Raw genomic sequence first — 18,669 nt, 5'->3', positions numbered from 1 at the left:
ATCAGCAAAAAATGGCAAAGAACAAGTTTAATCACGCGTGGTTGCACGACCACATCAACGATCCCTACGTGAAAATGGCCCAGCGCGAAGGCTATCGCGCCCGTGCGGCCTACAAGCTCAAGGAGATCGACGAGCAGGACAAGCTGATCCAGCCGGGTCACGTCATCGTTGACCTGGGCGCAGCGCCGGGCAGCTGGAGCCAGTACGCCCGCAACCGGCTGGCGGCATCGCCGCGCGCCAAGGACGGCAAGATCGACGGGGCGGTGATCGCCATCGACCTGCTGCCGATGGAACCTGTCGCCGACGTCACTTTTATCCAGGGTGACTTCCGCGAGGAGGCGGTATTCCGGGAATTCGAAGAGGTGGTCCTGGCCGCTTCCGGCGGCACCCGGATCGACCTTGTTATCTCGGACATGGCCCCCAATTTGTCCGGTGTGGCTTCGGCCGATTCGGCCCGGATCGAATATTTGTGCGATCTGGCCCTCGAATTCGCCCAGGCGCACCTGAAACCCGAGGGATCGTTGCTGGTAAAGTGCTTCCACGGCAGCGGATATAGCCAGATCGTGGAGAAATTCAAGCGCCAATTCAAGGTAGTCGCCAAGCGCAAGCCCAAGGCGTCGCGCGACAAGTCTTCAGAAACCTTTATTCTTGGGCGTTACCTGAAGTCGGTGGACTGAAACGTGCGCCGGACACCCCGGGCGGCTTGCCGGCATGGGGCGCCTCGGGCACTATCGGGACCATAGATTCAGAGATTCCCTGCGGGGGCGGGGGCTGCATTACAATGCAATGCAGCTATCCCGTTGGCAAGGCAATTGCAAAGGAGTTCGGCCTTGAATAACAACCTGTTTCAAAAGGCGGCAATCTGGCTCGTGATCGCGCTGGTATTGTTCACCGTCTTCAAGCAGTTCGACAAACCACGCGCCCAGGACGGTGTCACCTATTCGCAGTTCATGGATGACGCCAAGAACGGCAAGGTGAGCCGCGTCGACGTGCAGGGCCGTAATCTCGTGGTCTCGCCCAAAGAGGGCGCCAAGTACACGATCATTTCGCCGGGCGACATCTGGATGGTCGGCGACCTGATGAAGTATGGCGTCCAGGTAACCGGCAAGGCCGACGACGAGCCGAACGTGCTGGTCCAGGCCCTGTACTACCTCGGACCGACCTTGCTGATCATCGTCTTCTGGTTCTACATGATGCGGCAGATGCAGGGCGGCGGGAAAGGCGGTGCCTTCTCCTTCGGCAAGTCCCGTGCGCGCCTGATCGACGAAAACCAGAATGCCGTCACGTTCTCGGACGTCGCGGGCTGCGACGAGGCCAAGGAGGAAGTGGTCGAACTGGTCGACTTCCTCAAGGATCCGCAGAAATTCCAGAAGCTGGGCGGGCGCATTCCGCGCGGCGTGCTGCTGGTGGGCCCTCCGGGTACCGGCAAGACGCTGCTGGCGCGTGCCATCGCCGGCGAAGCCAAGGTGCCGTTCTTCAGCATTTCCGGTTCGGACTTCGTTGAAATGTTCGTCGGCGTGGGCGCGGCCCGTGTGCGCGACATGTTCGAGAACGCCAAGAAGCAGGCGCCTTGCATCGTGTTCATCGATGAAATCGACGCGGTCGGTCGCCATCGCGGCGCCGGCATGGGCGGCGGCAACGACGAGCGCGAGCAGACGCTGAACCAGATGCTGGTCGAGATGGATGGCTTCGAGGCCAACTCGGGCGTCATCGTGATCGCCGCGACCAACCGCGCCGACGTGCTGGACAAGGCGCTGCTGCGTCCGGGCCGTTTCGACCGCCAGGTCTACGTGGGCCTGCCGGACATCCGCGGCCGCGAGCAGATCCTGAAGGTGCATATGCGCAAGGTGCCGATCGGCAACGACGTGGACGCATCGGTGATCGGTCGCGGTACCCCGGGCTTCTCGGGTGCCGACCTGGCCAACCTGGTCAACGAGGCCGCGCTGTTCGCCGCCCGCCGCAACAAGCGCGTGGTGGACATGCAGGACTTCGAGGACGCCAAGGACAAGATCTTCATGGGCCCGGAGCGCAAGTCGACGGTCATGCGCGAGGAAGAGCGCAAGGCCACGGCTTACCACGAGTCCGGCCACGCGGTGGTGGCCAAGCTGCTGCCGAAGGCCGATCCGGTGCACAAGGTTACGATCATGCCGCGCGGCTGGGCATTGGGCGTGACCTGGCAGCTGCCGGAGCATGACAAGTATTCGAAGTACAAGGACAACATGCTCGACGAGATCGCGATTCTCTTCGGCGGCCGTGCGGCGGAGGAGGTCTTCCTCAATGCCATGAGCACGGGGGCGTCCAACGACTTCGAGCGCGCCACCAAGATCGCCCGCGATATGGTGACCCGTTTCGGCATGAGCGATTCGCTCGGCGCCATGGTGTATGTCGATACGGAGCAGGACGGCATGTTCGGCAAGCTCTCGTCGAAGACCGTGTCCGAGGCCACCCAGCAGAAGGTTGACGGCGAGATCCGTCGCATCATCGACGAGCAGTACGCGCTGGCCAAGCGCCTGCTTGAAGATCACCGCGACAAGGTCGAGGCGATGACCAGCGCCCTGATGGAGTGGGAAACGATCGACGCCGATCAGGTGAACGACATCATGGCTGGCAAGCCGCCGCGTCCGCCGCGTAACGTGTCGGGCCAGAACGGTGGTGGCAACACGCCTTCGGGCGGTTCACCGGTGGCGCCGACCAACGCGCCTGCCACGGCCTGATCGCGATTGCCCTGCCTTTGCAGGCGGGCAGTTCAGAAGCCGGTGCCCTGCGCACCGGCTTTTTCCATTCCAGGACACCAGATCTTGTCGACCGAGTTCTTCCAGTGCGGGCGCTACCGCTTCGCCCGCAACCGCCGCCCGCTGGTGATGGGCATCCTCAACGTCACGCCCGATTCGTTCTCCGACGGCGGCCAGCATGCGGGCCGCGACGCGGCCCTGCGCCACGCGGAGCAGATGATCGCCGAAGGCGTGGACATCATCGACATTGGCGGGGAATCCAGCCGCCCGGGTTCGGCGGCGCTGCCGCTGGACCAGGAGCTGGCCCGCGTGATGCCGATCGTCGAGGCCCTGGCGGCGTGTGGCAAACCGTTGTCGATCGACACCTACAAGCCCGAAGTCATGCGTGCGGCACTGGCGGGCGGAGCGGATCTGATCAACGATATCTGGGGCTTCCGCATGCCGGGCGCGGTGGAAGCCGTGTCCGGTGCGGCGGCGGGGCAGGCGGGCCTGTGCGTGATGCACATGCAGCGTGATCCGCAGACCATGCAGGAAGACCCGCAGTACACCGACGTAGTGGCCGAGGTGGAGGAATTCCTGCGCGAACGGGTGTCAACCCTGCGTGCGGCGGGCGTGGACGGCGCGCGTATTTCGCTCGACCCGGGGTTTGGATTTGGCAAGACGCCGGATCATAATCTCCGTCTGCTCGGCCAAATGCCGCGGCTGGCCGTGGACGGCCTGCCGATCCTGGCCGGGCTCTCGCGCAAGTCGACGCTTGGCGCCATTCTCGGCGGCAGGCCGCCGCAGCAGCGCGTGGCGGCCAGCCTGGCGGCGGCCGTGTGCGCGGCGGAGCGGGGCGCATTTATCGTGCGGGTGCACGACGTGGAACAGACGGTGGACGCCATCAAGACCTGGTGGGCGATTCGCCATGAATCAGTTGCCGGTACAGGGCAATCGGGAGAATGAAACAGATGACGCGCAAGTATTTCGGGACAGATGGCGTGCGGGGTCGGGTAGGTGAAGCGCCGATCACGCCGGATTTCGTGATGCGACTGGGCTATGCCGCCGGCAAGGTGCTGGCGCTGGGCCAGAAGACCAGCCAGGGCCGGCCGACCGTGCTGATCGGCAAGGACACGCGGATCTCGGGCTATATGCTCGAAGCTGCACTGGAAGCCGGCTTCACGGCTGCCGGCGTGCACGTGCTGCTGACCGGCCCGCTGCCCACGCCGGGCGTGGCCTACCTGACCCGCGCGCTGCGCCTGGCGGCGGGCGTGGTCATTTCCGCGAGCCACAATCCGTACTATGACAACGGCATCAAGTTCTTCTCGTCGACGGGCGACAAGCTGCCGGACGAGGTGGAGCAGAAGATCGAAGCCCAGCTCGAGGAGCCGATGGCCTGTGTGCGTTCGGACGACCTCGGCCGCGCGCGCCGCATCGAGGATGCGGCTGGCCGCTACATCGAATTCTGCAAGAGCACGTTCCCGTATGAGCAGGACCTGCACGGGCTCAAGCTTGTGGTGGACTGCGCCCACGGCGCGGCGTACCACATCGCCCCGCACGTTTTCCATGAACTCGGTGCCGAGGTGATTTCCATCGGTAACCAGCCGGACGGCCGCAACATCAACGCCGGCTACGGCGCAACGGCGCCCGAGAAGCTGATCGAGTCTGTCAAGGCGCACGGCGCGCACCTGGGCCTGGCCTTCGACGGCGATGCCGACCGCCTCCAGGTGGTGGATGCCGACGGCCGGCTCTACAACGGTGACGAATTGCTGTACCTGATCGTGCGTGACCGCCAGGCCGCCGGCCAGCGGGTAGATGGCGCAGTGGGTACGCTGATGACCAACATGGCCGTCGAGTTGGCGCTCAAGCGTCTCGGCGTCGAATTCGTCCGCGCGAAGGTGGGCGACCGCTACGTGCTGGAAGAACTCAACAAGCGCAAGTGGACGCTCGGCGGCGAGGGCTCCGGCCATCTTTTGTGTCTGGATCGTCACACGACGGGCGATGGCATCGTGTCGGCACTCCAGGTGCTGGCTGCGCTGCGCCGCAGCGGCAAGACATTGGCCCAGCTGCTGGAAGGCGTGAAGCTGTTCCCGCAGACGCTGATCAACGTTCGTGTGGAGAAAGGCTTCGACTGGCAGACCCATGCCGGTCTGGAGGCGATGCGCGCCAAGGTTGAGCCGGAACTGGAAGGCCGCGGCCGGGTGCTGATCCGGGCCTCGGGCACCGAGCCGGTGGTCCGTGTGATGGTGGAGGCCGAGCAGGTCGAAACCTCCGAACGCGCCGCCCAGGCGCTGGCTGACTCGCTGCGCGCCTGACCTGACCTGACCCCTCCCTGACTTAAAAAAGACGCCAGCGTGATGCTGGCGTCTTTTTTTGTGCCTGGTTATCCACTTTTGGTGGGTTGTTCATCGGTCACAAGCGCCCATTTAAGAACATCTCGTGTTGTCACGGATCTGTCATACAGAAAGCATAAAGTTCGGATGTCAAAAATTTGTCATTCCCAACCATGTTCTCTGGAGGACATATGAAGCTGGTCAAGACTGCCGTGGCAGGCATCGTTTCGATGGTAGTGGTGGGTACTGCGTTCGCGGCGGAAATTACCGGTGCAGGCGCTTCGTTCCCGGCGCCCGTGTATTCCAAATGGGCAGACGCCTACCAAAAAGCTACGGGTAACAAGGTCAACTATCAATCCATCGGTTCGTCGGGCGGCATCAAGCAGATTGGCGCCAAGACGGTCGATTTCGGTGCATCGGACGCCCCGCTGAAGGACGAGGAACTGGCCAAGCAAGGCCTGGTGCAGTTCCCGACCGTGATCGGCGGCGTGGTGCCGGTGATCAACCTGCAAGGCGTGAAGCCGGGCGACCTCACCATCACCGGTGAAGTGCTCGCCAACATCTACCTGGGCAAGATCAAGAAGTGGGACGATCCCGCGATCAAGGCCCTGAACCCGAAGGTCCAGCTGCCGAGCCAGGACATCCTGCCGGTGCGTCGCGCCGATGGCTCGGGCACCACGTTCATCTTCACGAACTACCTGTCGAAGGTCAGCCCCGACTGGAAGAACTCGGTGGGCGAAGGCACCACGGTCAACTGGCCGGGCGGCGGCACGGGCGGCAAGGGTAACGAAGGCGTGGCCGCCTTCGTGCAGCGCCTGAACGGTGCCATCGGCTACGTGGAATATGCGTACGCCAAGCAGAACAAGATGACCCACCTGAACATGAAGAATGCCTCGGGTGAAGTGGTGCAGCCGGGCGACGACGCCTTCAAGGCCGCCGCCGCCGGTGCGGACTGGAGCAAGACGTACTACCAGATCCTGACCAACCAGCAAGGCAAGACCGCCTGGCCGATCGCTGGCGCCACGTTCATCCTGGTGCACAAGAACCAGGAAAAGGCCGCGCAAGGCACCGAAGTGCTGAAGTTCTTCGACTGGGCCTACAAGAGCGGCGCCAACATGGCGGCTGACCTGGACTACGTGCCGCTGCCGGAATCGGTCGTGAACCAGATCCGCACGACCTGGAAGACCAGCGTCAAGGACGCGTCGGGCAAGGCGCTGTACTAAGCTGCTGTACTGACGGCACGGGCAGGGCGCGAGGATCCACGGGATCGCGTGCCCTGTCATCCGCAGGGCTGGCCGGCCCGCCCAGGTATGTCACCGAGGCGGGCCGTGCCGCTTGCATCCACGCACTCCATATCCCACCATGGCCACTACGCCCGATCTCCCCGCCGTCCGGCCCCCCAGCCGCATGGGCGACATCCTGTTCGGCGGCCTGACGCGCGGCGCCGCCATCGTGACGCTGCTGCTGCTGGGCGGCATCATCGTCTCCCTGGCGTTCAGCGCCTGGCCCTCGATCCAGAAATTCGGCATCGCGTTCCTGTGGAACGCCGAATGGGATCCGCCCGCCGACGTCTACGGCGCCCTGGTCCCCATTTACGGCACGCTGGTCACCTCGATCATCGCGCTCATCATCGCCGTGCCGGTCAGCTTCGGCATCGCCCTGTTCCTGACCGAGCTGTCGCCCGCCTGGCTGCGCCGGCCGCTCGGCACTGCCATCGAGCTGCTTGCCGCCGTGCCCTCCATCGTCTACGGCATGTGGGGCCTGCTCGTGTTCTCGCCGATCTTCGGCGAGTACTTCCAGCGGCCGCTGGCCAATACGATTGGCCAGGTGCCCGTGATCGGCAAGCTGTTCCAGGGTGCGCCGCTGGGGATCGGCCTGCTGTGCGCCGGGGTGATCCTGGCGATCATGATCATCCCGTACATCGCCTCGGTGATGCGCGACGTGTTCGAAGTGACCCCGGTGCTGCTGAAGGAATCGGCGTACGGCGTGGGCTGCACCACCTGGGAGGTGATGTGGCGCGTGGTGCTGCCGTACACCCGGGCTGGCGTGATTGGCGGCGTGATGCTCGGCCTGGGCCGCGCGCTCGGCGAGACCATGGCCGTGACCTTCGTGATCGGCAACACCAACCTGCTGGACAACGTCTCGCTGTTCTCGCCCGGCAACTCCATCACCTCGGCGCTGGCGAACGAGTTCGCCGAAGCCGGCGCCGGCCTGCACACGGCCGCGCTGATGGAACTGGGCTTGATCCTGTTCTTCATTACCTTCGTGGTGCTGGCGCTGTCCAAAGTGCTGCTGCTGCGCCTTGCCAAGAATGAGGGGGGCAAATGAACCAAGCCAGCCAAACCGTGTCTGCCACGCAGATCCCGGCCGTTCGCCCCGATGCGGACGCCGTGCGCACCCGGCTGCAGGCGTCCCGCCGGCGCATGAATGTCTACGCGCTGACCGCGTCGCTCGCGGCCATGCTCTTCGGCCTGTTCTGGCTCGCGTGGATTCTCTGGACCACCATCTCGCTGGGCGTGGGCGGCCTGTCGCTCGACCTGTTCACCCAGATGACCCCGGCGCCCAACACCGCCGGTGGCGGCCTGGCCAACGCCATCTTCGGCAGCTTCGTGATGGTGGGCGTGGCTACGCTATTCGGCACGCCGCTGGGCATCCTGGCCGGCATCTACCTGGCCGAGTATGGCCAGAAGTCCCCGCTGGCCAGCCTGATCCGCTTTATCAACGACATCCTGCTGTCGGCGCCGTCCATCGTGATCGGCCTGTTCGTCTATGCGCTGGTGGTGACGCGCATGGGGCACTTCTCGGGCTGGGCCGGCATCTGTGCGCTGGCGCTGCTGCAGATTCCCATCGTGGTCCGCACCACCGAGAACATGCTGAACCTGGTGCCGAACGCGCTGCGCGAGGCCGCCGTGGCCCTGGGCACGCCGAAGTGGAAGATGGTGATGGCGATCACGGTCAAGTCGTCGTATGCGGGCATCGTCACCGGCGTGCTGCTGGCCGTGGCCCGTATCGCCGGCGAGACCGCGCCGCTGCTGTTCACCGCGCTGTCCAACCAGTTCTGGACCAGCGACCTGAACAAGCCGATGGCCAACCTGCCGGTGACGATCTTCCGCTTCGCGATGAGCCCGTTCACCGAATGGCAGCAACTGGCCTGGGCCGGTGTGTTCCTGATTACCATCGGTGTGCTCGCGCTGAATATCGTCGCGCGCATGCTGTTCAAGAAATAAGCCGGCGCCACGTGCCCCGATCATCGAATTCCAGCGAGACACGAGCATGACCTCTACCGTCATCGACATTCCCGACACCGTGCGCGCCAAGATCGACGTGCGGAACCTGAACTTCTACTACGGTCAGTTCCATGCGCTGAAGCACATCAACATGTCCATCCCGGACCGCAAGGTGACCGCGTTCATCGGCCCGTCCGGCTGCGGCAAGTCCACGCTGCTGCGCACCTTCAACAAGATGTTCGCGCTGTACCCCGAGCAACGGGCCGAGGGCGAAATCAACATGGACGGCGAGAACCTGCTGGCCAGCAAGCAGGACATCGCGCTGCTGCGCGCCAAGGTGGGCATGGTGTTCCAGAAGCCCACGCCGTTCCCGATGTCGATCTATGACAACATCGCCTTCGGCGTGCGCCTGTTCGAGAAGCTCTCGCGCTCCGAAATGGACGACCGCGTGGAGTGGGCGCTCTCGAAGGCTGCGCTGTGGAACGAGGCCAAGGACAAGCTGCACCAGTCGGGCTACGGCCTCTCGGGCGGCCAGCAGCAGCGCCTGTGCATCGCGCGCGGCATCGCCATCCGTCCGGAAGTGCTGCTGCTTGACGAACCGTGCTCGGCGCTGGACCCGATCTCCACCGGCCGCATCGAGGAACTGATTGCCGAACTCAAGGACGAGTACACGGTGGTCATCGTCACCCACAACATGCAGCAGGCCGCGCGCTGCTCGGACTACACCGCCTACATGTACCTGGGCGAGCTGATCGAGTTCGGCGAGACCGAGAAGATCTTCATCAAGCCGCACCGCAAGGAAACCGAGGATTACATCACCGGCCGCTTCGGCTGATCGCAGACCTTCCACGCCCCGGCCAGGAGAACATCATGACTGACAAGCACCTGTCGACCCAGTTCGACGCCGACCTCAACGCGATCAACACCAAGCTGCTGCAGATGGGCGGGCTGGTCGAGTCGCAGATCGAGCTCGCCATGCGCGCGCTGGCCGACTTCGACGCCGATCTGGCTGACCAGGTCATCGCCCGCGAGCAGCAGCTCAACGCGCTGGAAGTGGAAATCGACGCGGACTGCAACAACATCATCGCGCGCCGCCAGCCCACCGCGCGTGACCTGCGCCTGGTGATGGCGATCTCGAAGACCATCACCAACCTCGAGCGCGCCGGCGACGAGGCGGAGAAGGTGGCCAAGCGCACCAAGCACATCATGGAAGACGCAGCGGCGCACAATATCAACTACTCCGAGGTGAAGCTGTCGGGGGAGATGGCCATCACGCTGCTGCGCCAGGCGCTGGATGCCTTCGCCCGGCTGGACACCGTGGCGGCCGCGCGCATCGTCAAGGACGACAAGGCCATCGACGATGAATTTCGCGCCTTCGTGCGCAAGCTGATTACCTACATGATGGAAGACCCGCGCTCGATTTCGGTGGCGCTGGACTTCCTGTTCATCGCCAAGGCGATCGAACGAATCGGCGATCATGCCAAGAATATTGCAGAATTCATCATCTATATCGTCAAGGGGACGGACGTGCGTCATACCTCGCGCGAGGATATGGAGCGCGAAGCGCTGAGCTGACCCTGGCGGCAAGACTGAGAAGCGGAGAAAACATACATGCCAAGCAGTATTCTCGTTGTCGAAGACGAACCGGCGATTGCGGAACTGATCGCCGTCAACCTGCAGCACGCGGGGCACTATCCAATCCGAGCGTATAACGCCGAACAGGCGCTGTCGCTGATGAGCGATGTCCTGCCAGACCTCGTGCTGCTGGACTGGATGCTTCCGGGCAAGTCGGGCGCGACCTTCGCCAAGGAGTTGCGTACCAACGACCGCACCAAGCAGATTCCCATCATCATGCTCACCGCCCGCAGCGAGGAGCAGGACAAGGTGATGGGGCTCGAGGCTGGCGCGGATGACTACGTGACCAAGCCGTTCTCGCCCAAGGAACTGCTGGCCCGCATCAAGGCCGTGCTGCGCCGCCGTGCGCCGCAGCTGACCGATGACGTGGTGGCCATCAACGGCCTGCGGCTGGACCCGGCCACGCACCGTGTAACCGGCCAGGACGACACCGGCCCGATCAAGCTCGACCTCGGTCCGACTGAGTTCCGTTTGCTGCATTTCCTGATGACGCACCCGGAACGTGTGCACAGTCGATCACAATTACTTGATCAGGTCTGGGGCGACCACGTGTTCGTGGAAGAGCGGACTGTCGACGTACACATCAAGCGCCTGCGCGCCGCGCTGACGCCCGGGGGGTACAGCAATATGATCGAGACGGTACGCGGCAGCGGGTATCGGCTGGCGCGCTCGCCGAGCCACTGATCCGCCGATCGCCAGATCCTGGCAAGTCCGGCGCGGAGCAGCAGTAAGAGGGGCCGCGCCGGCACCATCGCCACGGCGGAATCGTGGCACACTCCGTCGCAATGACTGCGGTCGACCCGGCATCCGGTCGCCCGCCTGACTCCACATCCCTCTCATGAATGTCATCTGGGCCCGATCTGCGGCCATCCTCGTCAGCCTGGCGGTCATCGCCGCCGGTCTGTACGTCTTTGTGGGGCCGGTAGCCGGCCTGACCTTCCTTTGTATCGCGCTGTTCCTGCAGCTTTGCTACTACCTGTTCCAGATCAACCGGCTGTGGAAGGTGCTCGACGCCCCCGCCTATGGCGAAATCCCGAGCGCGCTGGGGCTCTGGGGCGAGGTCTATTACCGGCTGCACCGGCTGGTCAAGCGCTGGCGCACGCAGGTGCTTTCGGTGGAGCAGCAGCACACGCGCTTTATCCAGGCCATCCAGGCATCGCCGTACGGTGTGCTGATGCTGGACGACGCCGACCAGATCGAGTGGTGCAACGGCGTGGCCGAACAGCATTTCGGCCTGAACGCGCGGCGCGATGTGCGCCAGCGCATCACGCACCTGATCCGCCGCCCCGAATTTATCCAGTACCTGACCCGCGAACGCTACGACGAACCGCTGGTCATGCGCGACATGGGCGAGCACAAGCGCAACATCACCTCTGTCCAGATCCTTCCTTACGGCGAGAACCGCAAGCTCGTGCTGACGCAGGACATCACCAAGGTGGAAAACACCGAAGCCATGCGGCGCGATTTCGTGGCCAATGTGTCGCATGAATTGAAGACGCCGCTGACCGTGCTTACCGGCTTCCTGGAGACGGTGCGCGACCTGCCGGTGTCCGAGGAAGACCGCAGGCGCTACGTGGACCTGATGCTGGTGCAGTCGATGCGCATGCAGCGCATTGTCGAAGACCTGCTGGCGCTGGCCAAGCTGGAGAGCGATGTGCAGCCGCCGACGCAGGACCGCGTACACGTGGGTGCGCTGGCGGCCCACCTCGTGCACGATGCGGAGGCGCTGTCGCAGGGCCGCCATCAGATCGCTGCGGAGATCGACGCAGGCGTGGTGCTGCGCGGGGCGGAGAGCGAGCTGTTGTCGGCGCTGGGCAATCTGGTGTCGAACGCGGTGCGCTACACGCCGGACGGCGGGCGGATTGCGATCCGGTTGAGCTATACCGATGGGCATTCGGTGTTTTCGGTCAGCGATACGGGGCTGGGCATTGCACCTGAGCACATCCCGCGCCTGACCGAGCGGTTCTATCGGGTGGACCGCAGCCGCTCGCGCGACACGGGCGGTACCGGTCTGGGGCTGGCCATCGTCAAGCACGTCCTGTCGCGCCACCATGCGGACCTGCGCGTGACCAGCGAGGTCGGGCGCGGCAGCACCTTCCGGATCGTCTTCCCGACGGACCGCAGCGGCTATGAGCCGGCGGCCACGGCGCCGCAACTGCCGGACCCCCGCCGCCACGCGGCGTAACCCAGGGTCGCGGCAAATCGCCCCTCCCGCATGCGGGAAGGGGCGAATCCCTCAGTTCCCGAACATCCTCAGCAGTTCCGCCTGGCTTACGAGCTGCCGCTTGGCCACCGAGCGCTTGCGCACGTACTGGCCGTCCGGCTGCATGAGCCATGCCGACGCGTTGTCGCGCAGGTGCACCTGCAGGCTTTCCTTGATCACTCGCGCCTTCAGCGTGCGATCCAGCACCGGGAAGGCCACCTCCACGCGGCGGAACAGGTTGCGATCCATCCAGTCGGCACTCGACAGGTAGAGCACGTCCTCGCCATCGGCACGGAAGTAGTAGACCCGATGGTGCTCCAGGAAGCGGCCCACCACCGAACGCACGGTGATGTTGTCCGACATCCCCGGCACGCCCGGCCGCAGCGCGCACACGCCGCGCACGATCAGGTCGATCTTCACCCCCGCGCGCGACGCCTTGTAGAGTTCGTCGATGATCGACGGCTCCAGCAGCGCGTTCATCTTGGCGATGATGCGCGCCCGCTTGCCCGCCCGCGCATTGCGCGCCTCCGCGCGGATATGCTCCACGAGGTTGCTGTGCATCGTGAACGGCGACTGCCAGAGGTGGTTGAGCCGGATCGTGCCCGCCGTGCCGGTGAGCAGCTGGAACACGTGGTGCACGTCCTCGCAGACCTTCTCGTTGGCGGTCAGCAGGCCGAAGTCCGTGTACAGCCGGGCGGTGCGCGGATGGTAGTTGCCGGTGCCAAGGTGGGCATAGCGGCGCAGGGTCACCTGCTTGGCCTTCGGGCCGGCTGGCTCGCGCCGCACGATCAGCAGCATCTTGGCGTGGCACTTGTGGCCCACCACGCCGTAGACCACATGGGCGCCGGCAGACTCGAGCCGCTCCGCCCAGTTGATGTTGGTTTCCTCGTCGAAGCGCGCCAGCAGCTCCACCACCACCGTGACTTCCTTGCCATTGCGCGCGGCGGTCATCAGCGCCTCCATGACCGCCGACTCGTTGCCGGTGCGGTACACGGTCTGCTTGATCGCCACCACGTTCGGGTCTGCCGCGGCGAGTTGCAGCAGGTCGAGCACGGAGGTGAAGCTCTCGTACGGATGGTGCAGGAGCACGTCCTGCTGGCGGATCACGTCGAACATGCCCAGCCCGGCCTGGAGCGCCTTGACCGGCGCGGGCACGTGCGGCGGATACTTGAGGGCAGGGCGGTCGACCAGATCGGGAATCTGCATCAGCCGCACCAGGTTCACCGGGCCGCTCACGCGGTACAGGTCCTGCTCGGTCAGGCCCGATTCCAGCAGCAGTCGGCGCGAGAGCGTGGGCGGGGTATCGGACGAGACCTCGAGCCGCACCGTATCGCCGAAATGCCGGGCCGGCAACTCGCCCTGGAGCGCCTCGCGCAGGTCGGTTATGTCGTCCTCGGAGACGAACAGGTCGGAATTGCGGGTGACGCGGAACTGATAGCAGCCCTCCACGTCGATGGCGGGGAACAGTTCATGCACGAACGCCTGCATGAACGAGGACAGCATCACAAAGCCGTAGGGATAGCCGGACAGCTTCTCCGGCATGCGCACCACGCGCGGCAGCGCCCGCGGCGCCTGCACGATGGCGAGGTCGGCGTCGCGGCCGAAGGCGTCCTTGCCGGACAGTTCGACCACGAAGTTCAGGCTCTTGTTGAGCACGCGCGGAAACGGATGCGCGGGATCCAGCGCGATCGGCGTCAGCACCGGGCCCAGCTCGCGCGTGAAGAAGTCCCGTGCCCATTGGCGTTGATCGTCAGTCCAGGTGTTGGTCAGGTGAAAAAACACGCCTTCCTGCTCGAGGGCGGGGAAGATCACGTTCTGCAGCATGTCATACTGCGAGGCCACAAGCCGCTGTGTGCGCTCCGTGACGAGCTGATAGGTCTGGAGGAAGGAGAGACCATCGGGCGTCAGGCCCGAGGCGTTATCGCGCATCTGCTCCTTCAGCCCCGCCATGCGGATTTCAAAAAACTCGTCCAGATTGCTGGAGACGATGCAGATGAACTTCAGCCTTTCCAGCAGCGGTACGTTGGGGTCGGCGGCTTGCGCCAGCACGCGCGCATTGAATTCCAGAATGCCAAGCTCGCGGTTCAGCAGCGTGCCGGGCGGCGTCGTCATCATGTGTAGAACCTTATTTTGGCGATGTGGCGACTTTTTCATAGAATCGTGTCAATTTGATGACACTTTGATTTTGTCATGATGTGGACATGACAAGGACATAATCTTACGCGTTTGGCCGGTTTGCGCGTTTCTTGCCAAACTTGCACCGATCCTGCGCTACTTACGCACGCAATGACACAGAATCCCCGCCTGCTGGCCGCCGTCGACATGGGTTCCAACAGCTTCCGCCTGATGATCGGGCGGGTGGACGAGACGCCCACGGCCTCCGGCCCCGCCAGCCAGATCTTCCAGGTGGATGCCCTGCGCGAGCCCGTGCGGCTTGCTGCCGGCCTCACGCCTGACAAATACCTCGACCAGCCCGCCCGGCGGCGTGGCATCGACGCGCTGCGCCGCTTTGGCGACCGCCTGCGCGACTTCTCGCCCGAGCACGTGCGCGCCGTGGCCACCAACACGCTGCGCGTGGCCAAGAATGCCTCCGAATTCCTGATCGAGGCGGAAAGTGCGCTGGGCTTCCCCATTGAAGTGATTGCCGGGCGCGAAGAAGCGCGGCTGATCTACCTCGGCGCCTCGCACGATGCGCCGGCCTGCCAGGGCAACCGGCTGGTGGTCGACATCGGCGGCGGTTCCACCGAGTTCATCATTGGCAGCGGCTATCAGTCCAAGTTGATGGAAAGCCTTTATATCGGATGCGTGTCGCACAGTCGCCAGTTCTTTCCCAGCGGCAACGTGGATGAATACGCGTTCAAGCAGGCCGAACTGGCCGCGCGGCGCGAGATCCAGGTGCTGGTGCGCCAGTATCGGGCGGCGGGCTGGCAGCAGGCGGTGGGATCATCCGGCACGGCGCGTGCGCTGGCCGAGTTGATCGAACTGAACGGCATGAACGACAACCCGACCGAGCATGGCATCACGCGCGAGGGCCTGGAGCGGCTCAAGCGCGCGCTGATCAAGGCCGAGAACGCCAATCGCGTGAAGCTTGCCGGCCTCAAGGCGGACCGCATCCCGGTACTGCCGGGCGGTCTGTCGATCATGCTGGGCGTGTTCGCAGAACTCGACGTGGACCGGATGGACGTGACCGACGGCGCGCTGCGGCTGGGCGTGCTGTACGACCTGCTTGGCCGTAGCCACCACGAGGACATGCGCACGGTCACCGTCGACCAGTTCATGCGCCGCTACGCCGTGGACCGCGCGCAGGCCAGCCGGGTAGGGCAGGCCGCGCGCGAGCTGCTCGCCCAGTTCCCCGATCCGCCTAACGAGCGCCGCGACGACAACCTCGCACTGCTGGGCTGGGCCGCGAGCCTGCACGAGATCGGCATGTCGATCTCGCATAGCGGCTATCACAAGCACTCGGCCTATATCGCCACGCATGCGGACATGCCGGGCTTCTCGAAAACCGACCAGGCACGGCTGGCGACGCTGCTGTTGGGCCATGCGGGCAAGCTCGGCAAGCTGTCCGGCAGCGGCAAGTTCGTCGACTGGCGCATGCTGTTCAGCCTGCGTCTGGCGTTTGTACTATGCCGACGCCGTGCGGACGTGAAGCTGCCCGAGATCGAGGTCAGCCAGCGCTCGGATGCGCTCGATGAAGGTTTCGAGGTGCGGCTGCCCAAGGTGTGGATCGATGCGAACCCGCTCGTCGAGTACAGCCTCGCGCAGGAGTCCGACGAATGGGAGCGCGTGGGCAAGCGCTACAAGGTGGTGTACGTCTGATTCGTCAGGCGTTCGCGCAGCCAGCAAAAAAGGCGACCCCGTTTCCGGAGTCGCCTTTTTTCATGCCGATGAAATGTGCCGTTTCGATCGGGGAGCCGACAGGCTTCGGTCGCGGACTCAGCCGCGGTTGAGGCCCAGGAAATGGCGGGCGTAGCGCGGGTTCATGTCGCTCACGCGCAGCAGCGTCAGGAAGTCGGCCACGTTGAAGTCGGGGTCCCACGCCGGCTCGCCGCAGATCTTTGCGCCCAGCCGCAGATAGCCCTTGATCAGTGCCGGCGGTTCCACGTCGAGCGACTGGTTCAGGTTTTCCACCGGCAGGCGCGTGCGCGGGAACGCGTGGTACTCGATCGGTGCCAGGAACTTCTCTGCGAACAGACGATGGAGGCTGGCCGCGTAGTGGCCGCCGTCGCTCATCGGCACGCTGGCGCAGCCGAGCATCGACTCGAGGTTGTAGCGTTGCAGGTATTCGCCCAGCCCGGCCCAGAGCGCCATGATGACGCTGCCCGAGCGGTAGTCGCGGTGCACGCACGAGCGGCCCAGCTCCAGCATCTTGGGACGCAGGTGCGCCAGGCGCACGAGGTCGAATTCGGATTCGGCGTACAGGCAGCCGACGCGCTTGGCCTGGTGCGGGGGCAGCACGCGGTAGGTGCCCACCACGCGCAGCGTTTCCTGGTCGCGCACGATCAGGTGGTCGCAGTAGGCGTCGAACATGTCGACATCGGTGCCATTGGACGACGACTGGAGCCGTGCGCCCATTTCTTCGGCGAAGACCTTGTAGCGCAGGCGCTGCGCCTCGGCTACTTCGTCCTGGTGACGTGCCCACGCCACACTGAAAGCAGGCGCTGGAGCTTGTGCAGAGGTTTGGTGCTGTGCTGGCTGACGAGGAAGACGGCTCCGCGCCGACTGACCGGAGCGGCCAGTGGGCAAAGCGTCAAACAGCGGCTGGGTAGGCGTCGGAAGGTCGCGCATGTATGTCCTTTCGGTGACGAAACGGCTTCGAAACAATGTAGAGAGGGCCGGTGACAGTGCCGTGAAGCAGCGATGACGCTTCCATGACGTCCCTCTACCAGGGAGGCGCACCGGCGACTCTAGCCAGCGGCCTTCCGTGCCGCTATCGTTGTTATCCGAAAAAAGGACTGGTGTTGCAGTTTGAAAACCTTGCCTCCGGATTGCGGCGGATCCGTCGCGGATCCGCGTGTATCGTCCTAGAGGAAATCGGGACCGGTGACGGCGCGCAGGACCACCTGGGCCTCGGTGTCGCGCGTGCGCGCGGACAGCCACCAGATGCCGCTCTTCTTCACGCTCCAGTTGATTTCGTGGCCCGCCAGCAACAGGCTGGCCAGGCGGCCAATCCATGGCTGGTGGCCCACCACCACGGTGTGCTCGTGGCCCTGCGGCCAGTCGATCGCGGCGAGGATGGCGCTGACATCGGCGCCCGGCGCGAGGTCCGGCATGACTTCCACCTTGCGACTGAGTGCGCCGGCCGTCTCGCGCGTGCGCAGGGCCGGGCTGCATACCACGCGATGGTCGGCGGGCAAATGGGCCCGCAGCCATGCGGCGGAGTCCTCGGCCTGCTTGCGGCCGCGCCGCGTGAGGGGGCGCTGCAGGTCGGCGCTGCGCGAGAGGCTGAGGGGAGCAGGCAAGTCCTCGGCTTCGGCGTGGCGCCACAGGATCAGATTCATGTCGGGAGGTATTCGTTGTGCCTTGAGTATGGTGAAGCAGGTGGCCGGAGGCAAGACGCGAGAGGCGCGTCGTCAAACGAATCGCCAGAAACAAAACGGGCCGCCCGAAGGCAGCCCGTCAGTGTCGGCGGGGGCGATGTCAGCCGCGTGACAGCGGCTCTCGCCCAACCGGCGCGAACTCAGGATTTGTGGCGGAAATTGATGCGGCCCTTGGTCAGGTCGTAGGGCGACATTTCGAGGGTCACGCGGTCACCGGCCAGAATGCGGATACGGTGCTTCTGCATCTTGCCCGAGGCGTATGCCCAGATTTCCACGCCGTTTTCCAGCGTGACGCGATAACGGTTGTCGGGCAGGGCTTCCGACACCACGCCGCCAAATTCAATGAGTTCTTCCTTAGCCAATCTGTTTTCCTTTGCGGCAGCCCCGAGAGCTGCGTAAGTTTTTAGGGAATGCGTGTGAAGCACCCGACGAATGATGGATCGGGCTGGACCGTGCCATGGCGCGGCCCTGTGCGTCTCGGGACAGGCGGGCAAGGTGTTTCCGGGTCTGACCGGCCGCGACATACCCCGAATCTGGGGGTGCGGCGCCGAAATATCCAGTGTGCCTGGCGGCACGAACCCGGTTACAGGGCATGCTCAGATACCCCGGAACTGACGCGGGATTATAGCACGTCTGGCGATGCAGCATGGCGCAGCCGCTGGCGCGGCGCCATGAAAAAAGGGCCTACGCCGAAGACGTAAGCCCTTGATTCCACAACTTGTTCTACTGCCTGAAACACTTGCAAAACTGGTCGGAGCGATAGGATTCGAACCTACGACCCTCTGATCCCAAATCAGATGCGCTACCAGGCTGCGCTACGCTCCGAAGCCGGCGATTCTAGCCCGGGGCGGCTCGCGAGGTCAATCACGACGTGCAATGATCATTCCTGGTGCTGGAAACGTGACGTAATCGGCGCTGCGCCCAACACCCCGCTTCAGCGGGGCGCTTTGGGCTTGACTTGGTTCCGCGCGCTGACATAATCCGCACACCGCAAAGGTCCGACCGGCGCACGTCGCCGGG

The 18,669-nt window shown here is 64.5% G+C and carries 16 protein-coding genes and 1 tRNA gene; 12 read left to right on the top strand and 5 right to left on the bottom strand.

What is annotated here, in order from left to right; genetic code table 11:
• Nucleotides 1-11: 11 nt before the first annotated feature.
• The 11 genes from AB4120_RS14370 (at nucleotide 12) to phoR (ending at nucleotide 12,091) form a co-directional block, all read left to right on the top strand.
• Nucleotides 12-677, top strand: a complete 666-nt coding sequence (locus AB4120_RS14370; protein WP_149137486.1) for an RlmE family RNA methyltransferase — start codon at nucleotides 12-14, stop codon at nucleotides 675-677.
• Nucleotides 678-830: 153 nt separating this feature from the next.
• On the top strand, nucleotides 831-2,714 hold the full coding sequence (gene ftsH / locus AB4120_RS14365) for an ATP-dependent zinc metalloprotease FtsH (protein WP_149135658.1): 1,884 nt from the start codon (nucleotides 831-833) through the stop codon (nucleotides 2,712-2,714).
• Nucleotides 2,715-2,798: 84 nt separating this feature from the next.
• The gene (gene folP, locus AB4120_RS14360) at nucleotides 2,799-3,677 is read left to right on the top strand and encodes a dihydropteroate synthase (protein ID WP_149135659.1); all 879 of its coding nucleotides are present in this window, start codon (nucleotides 2,799-2,801) and stop codon (nucleotides 3,675-3,677) included.
• Between the two features lie 5 nt (nucleotides 3,678-3,682).
• A complete protein-coding gene (gene glmM / locus AB4120_RS14355) occupies nucleotides 3,683-5,026 on the top strand; it encodes a phosphoglucosamine mutase (RefSeq protein WP_149135660.1) in 1,344 nt (447 codons plus the stop codon).
• Nucleotides 5,027-5,235: 209 nt separating this feature from the next.
• Nucleotides 5,236-6,267 (top strand): phosphate ABC transporter substrate-binding protein PstS, encoded by a 1,032-nt coding sequence (gene pstS / locus AB4120_RS14350; RefSeq protein ID WP_441642459.1) that lies wholly within the window; start codon nucleotides 5,236-5,238, stop codon nucleotides 6,265-6,267.
• A 139-nt stretch (nucleotides 6,268-6,406) separates the two neighbouring features.
• On the top strand, nucleotides 6,407-7,372 hold the full coding sequence (pstC, locus tag AB4120_RS14345) for a phosphate ABC transporter permease PstC (protein WP_149135662.1): 966 nt from the start codon (nucleotides 6,407-6,409) through the stop codon (nucleotides 7,370-7,372).
• Complete coding sequence (gene pstA, locus AB4120_RS14340) at nucleotides 7,369-8,271, top strand: phosphate ABC transporter permease PstA (RefSeq protein WP_144201751.1); 903 nt, start codon at nucleotides 7,369-7,371, stop codon at nucleotides 8,269-8,271. The genes pstC and pstA overlap by 4 nt, the downstream gene beginning before the upstream one ends.
• Nucleotides 8,272-8,317: 46 nt before the next feature.
• A complete protein-coding gene (pstB, locus tag AB4120_RS14335) occupies nucleotides 8,318-9,106 on the top strand; it encodes a phosphate ABC transporter ATP-binding protein PstB (protein ID WP_092289789.1) in 789 nt (262 codons plus the stop codon).
• 35 nt (nucleotides 9,107-9,141) lie between these two features.
• Nucleotides 9,142-9,846, top strand: a complete 705-nt coding sequence (gene phoU / locus AB4120_RS14330; RefSeq protein WP_144201750.1) for a phosphate signaling complex protein PhoU — start codon at nucleotides 9,142-9,144, stop codon at nucleotides 9,844-9,846.
• A gap of 36 nt (nucleotides 9,847-9,882) precedes the next feature.
• Complete coding sequence (gene phoB / locus AB4120_RS14325) at nucleotides 9,883-10,590, top strand: phosphate regulon transcriptional regulator PhoB (protein ID WP_130389766.1); 708 nt, start codon at nucleotides 9,883-9,885, stop codon at nucleotides 10,588-10,590.
• 154 nt (nucleotides 10,591-10,744) lie between these two features.
• A complete protein-coding gene (gene phoR / locus AB4120_RS14320; protein WP_149135663.1) occupies nucleotides 10,745-12,091 on the top strand; it encodes a phosphate regulon sensor histidine kinase PhoR in 1,347 nt (448 codons plus the stop codon).
• 51 nt (nucleotides 12,092-12,142) lie between these two features.
• Here the strand turns inward: phoR and ppk1 are convergent, their stop codons facing one another.
• Complete coding sequence (gene ppk1 / locus AB4120_RS14315) at nucleotides 12,143-14,263, bottom strand: polyphosphate kinase 1 (RefSeq protein ID WP_149135664.1); 2,121 nt, start codon at nucleotides 14,261-14,263, stop codon at nucleotides 12,143-12,145.
• 132 nt (nucleotides 14,264-14,395) lie between these two features.
• Here ppk1 and ppx point away from each other — a divergent pair, with 132 nt between their 5' ends.
• A complete protein-coding gene (ppx, locus tag AB4120_RS14310; protein WP_149135665.1) occupies nucleotides 14,396-15,928 on the top strand; it encodes an exopolyphosphatase in 1,533 nt (510 codons plus the stop codon).
• Nucleotides 15,929-16,045: 117 nt separating this feature from the next.
• Here ppx and AB4120_RS14305 read toward each other — a convergent pair whose 3' ends face one another.
• The 4 genes from AB4120_RS14305 to AB4120_RS14290 all read right to left on the bottom strand — a co-directional run bounded on the left by AB4120_RS14305 (nucleotide 16,046) and on the right by AB4120_RS14290 (nucleotide 18,474).
• Nucleotides 16,046-16,897, bottom strand: a complete 852-nt coding sequence (locus tag AB4120_RS14305) for a GNAT family N-acetyltransferase (protein ID WP_441642458.1) — start codon at nucleotides 16,895-16,897, stop codon at nucleotides 16,046-16,048.
• A gap of 236 nt (nucleotides 16,898-17,133) precedes the next feature.
• On the bottom strand, nucleotides 17,134-17,610 hold the full coding sequence (locus tag AB4120_RS14300) for a SixA phosphatase family protein (protein WP_441642457.1): 477 nt from the start codon (nucleotides 17,608-17,610) through the stop codon (nucleotides 17,134-17,136).
• Between the two features lie 179 nt (nucleotides 17,611-17,789).
• Entirely contained in the window at nucleotides 17,790-18,011 is a 222-nt protein-coding gene (gene infA, locus AB4120_RS14295) for a translation initiation factor IF-1 (RefSeq protein WP_008641674.1), read from the bottom strand.
• A gap of 386 nt (nucleotides 18,012-18,397) precedes the next feature.
• Nucleotides 18,398-18,474: transfer RNA gene (locus tag AB4120_RS14290), tRNA-Pro, on the bottom strand.
• Nucleotides 18,475-18,669 lie beyond the last annotated feature (195 nt).

This window comes from Cupriavidus sp. 2KB_3 (assembly GCF_052115685.1).
In the GTDB taxonomy this organism is placed as follows: Bacteria; Pseudomonadota; Gammaproteobacteria; order Burkholderiales; family Burkholderiaceae; genus Cupriavidus; species Cupriavidus campinensis.
This window is presented reverse-complemented; position numbering and strand designations above follow the sequence as displayed.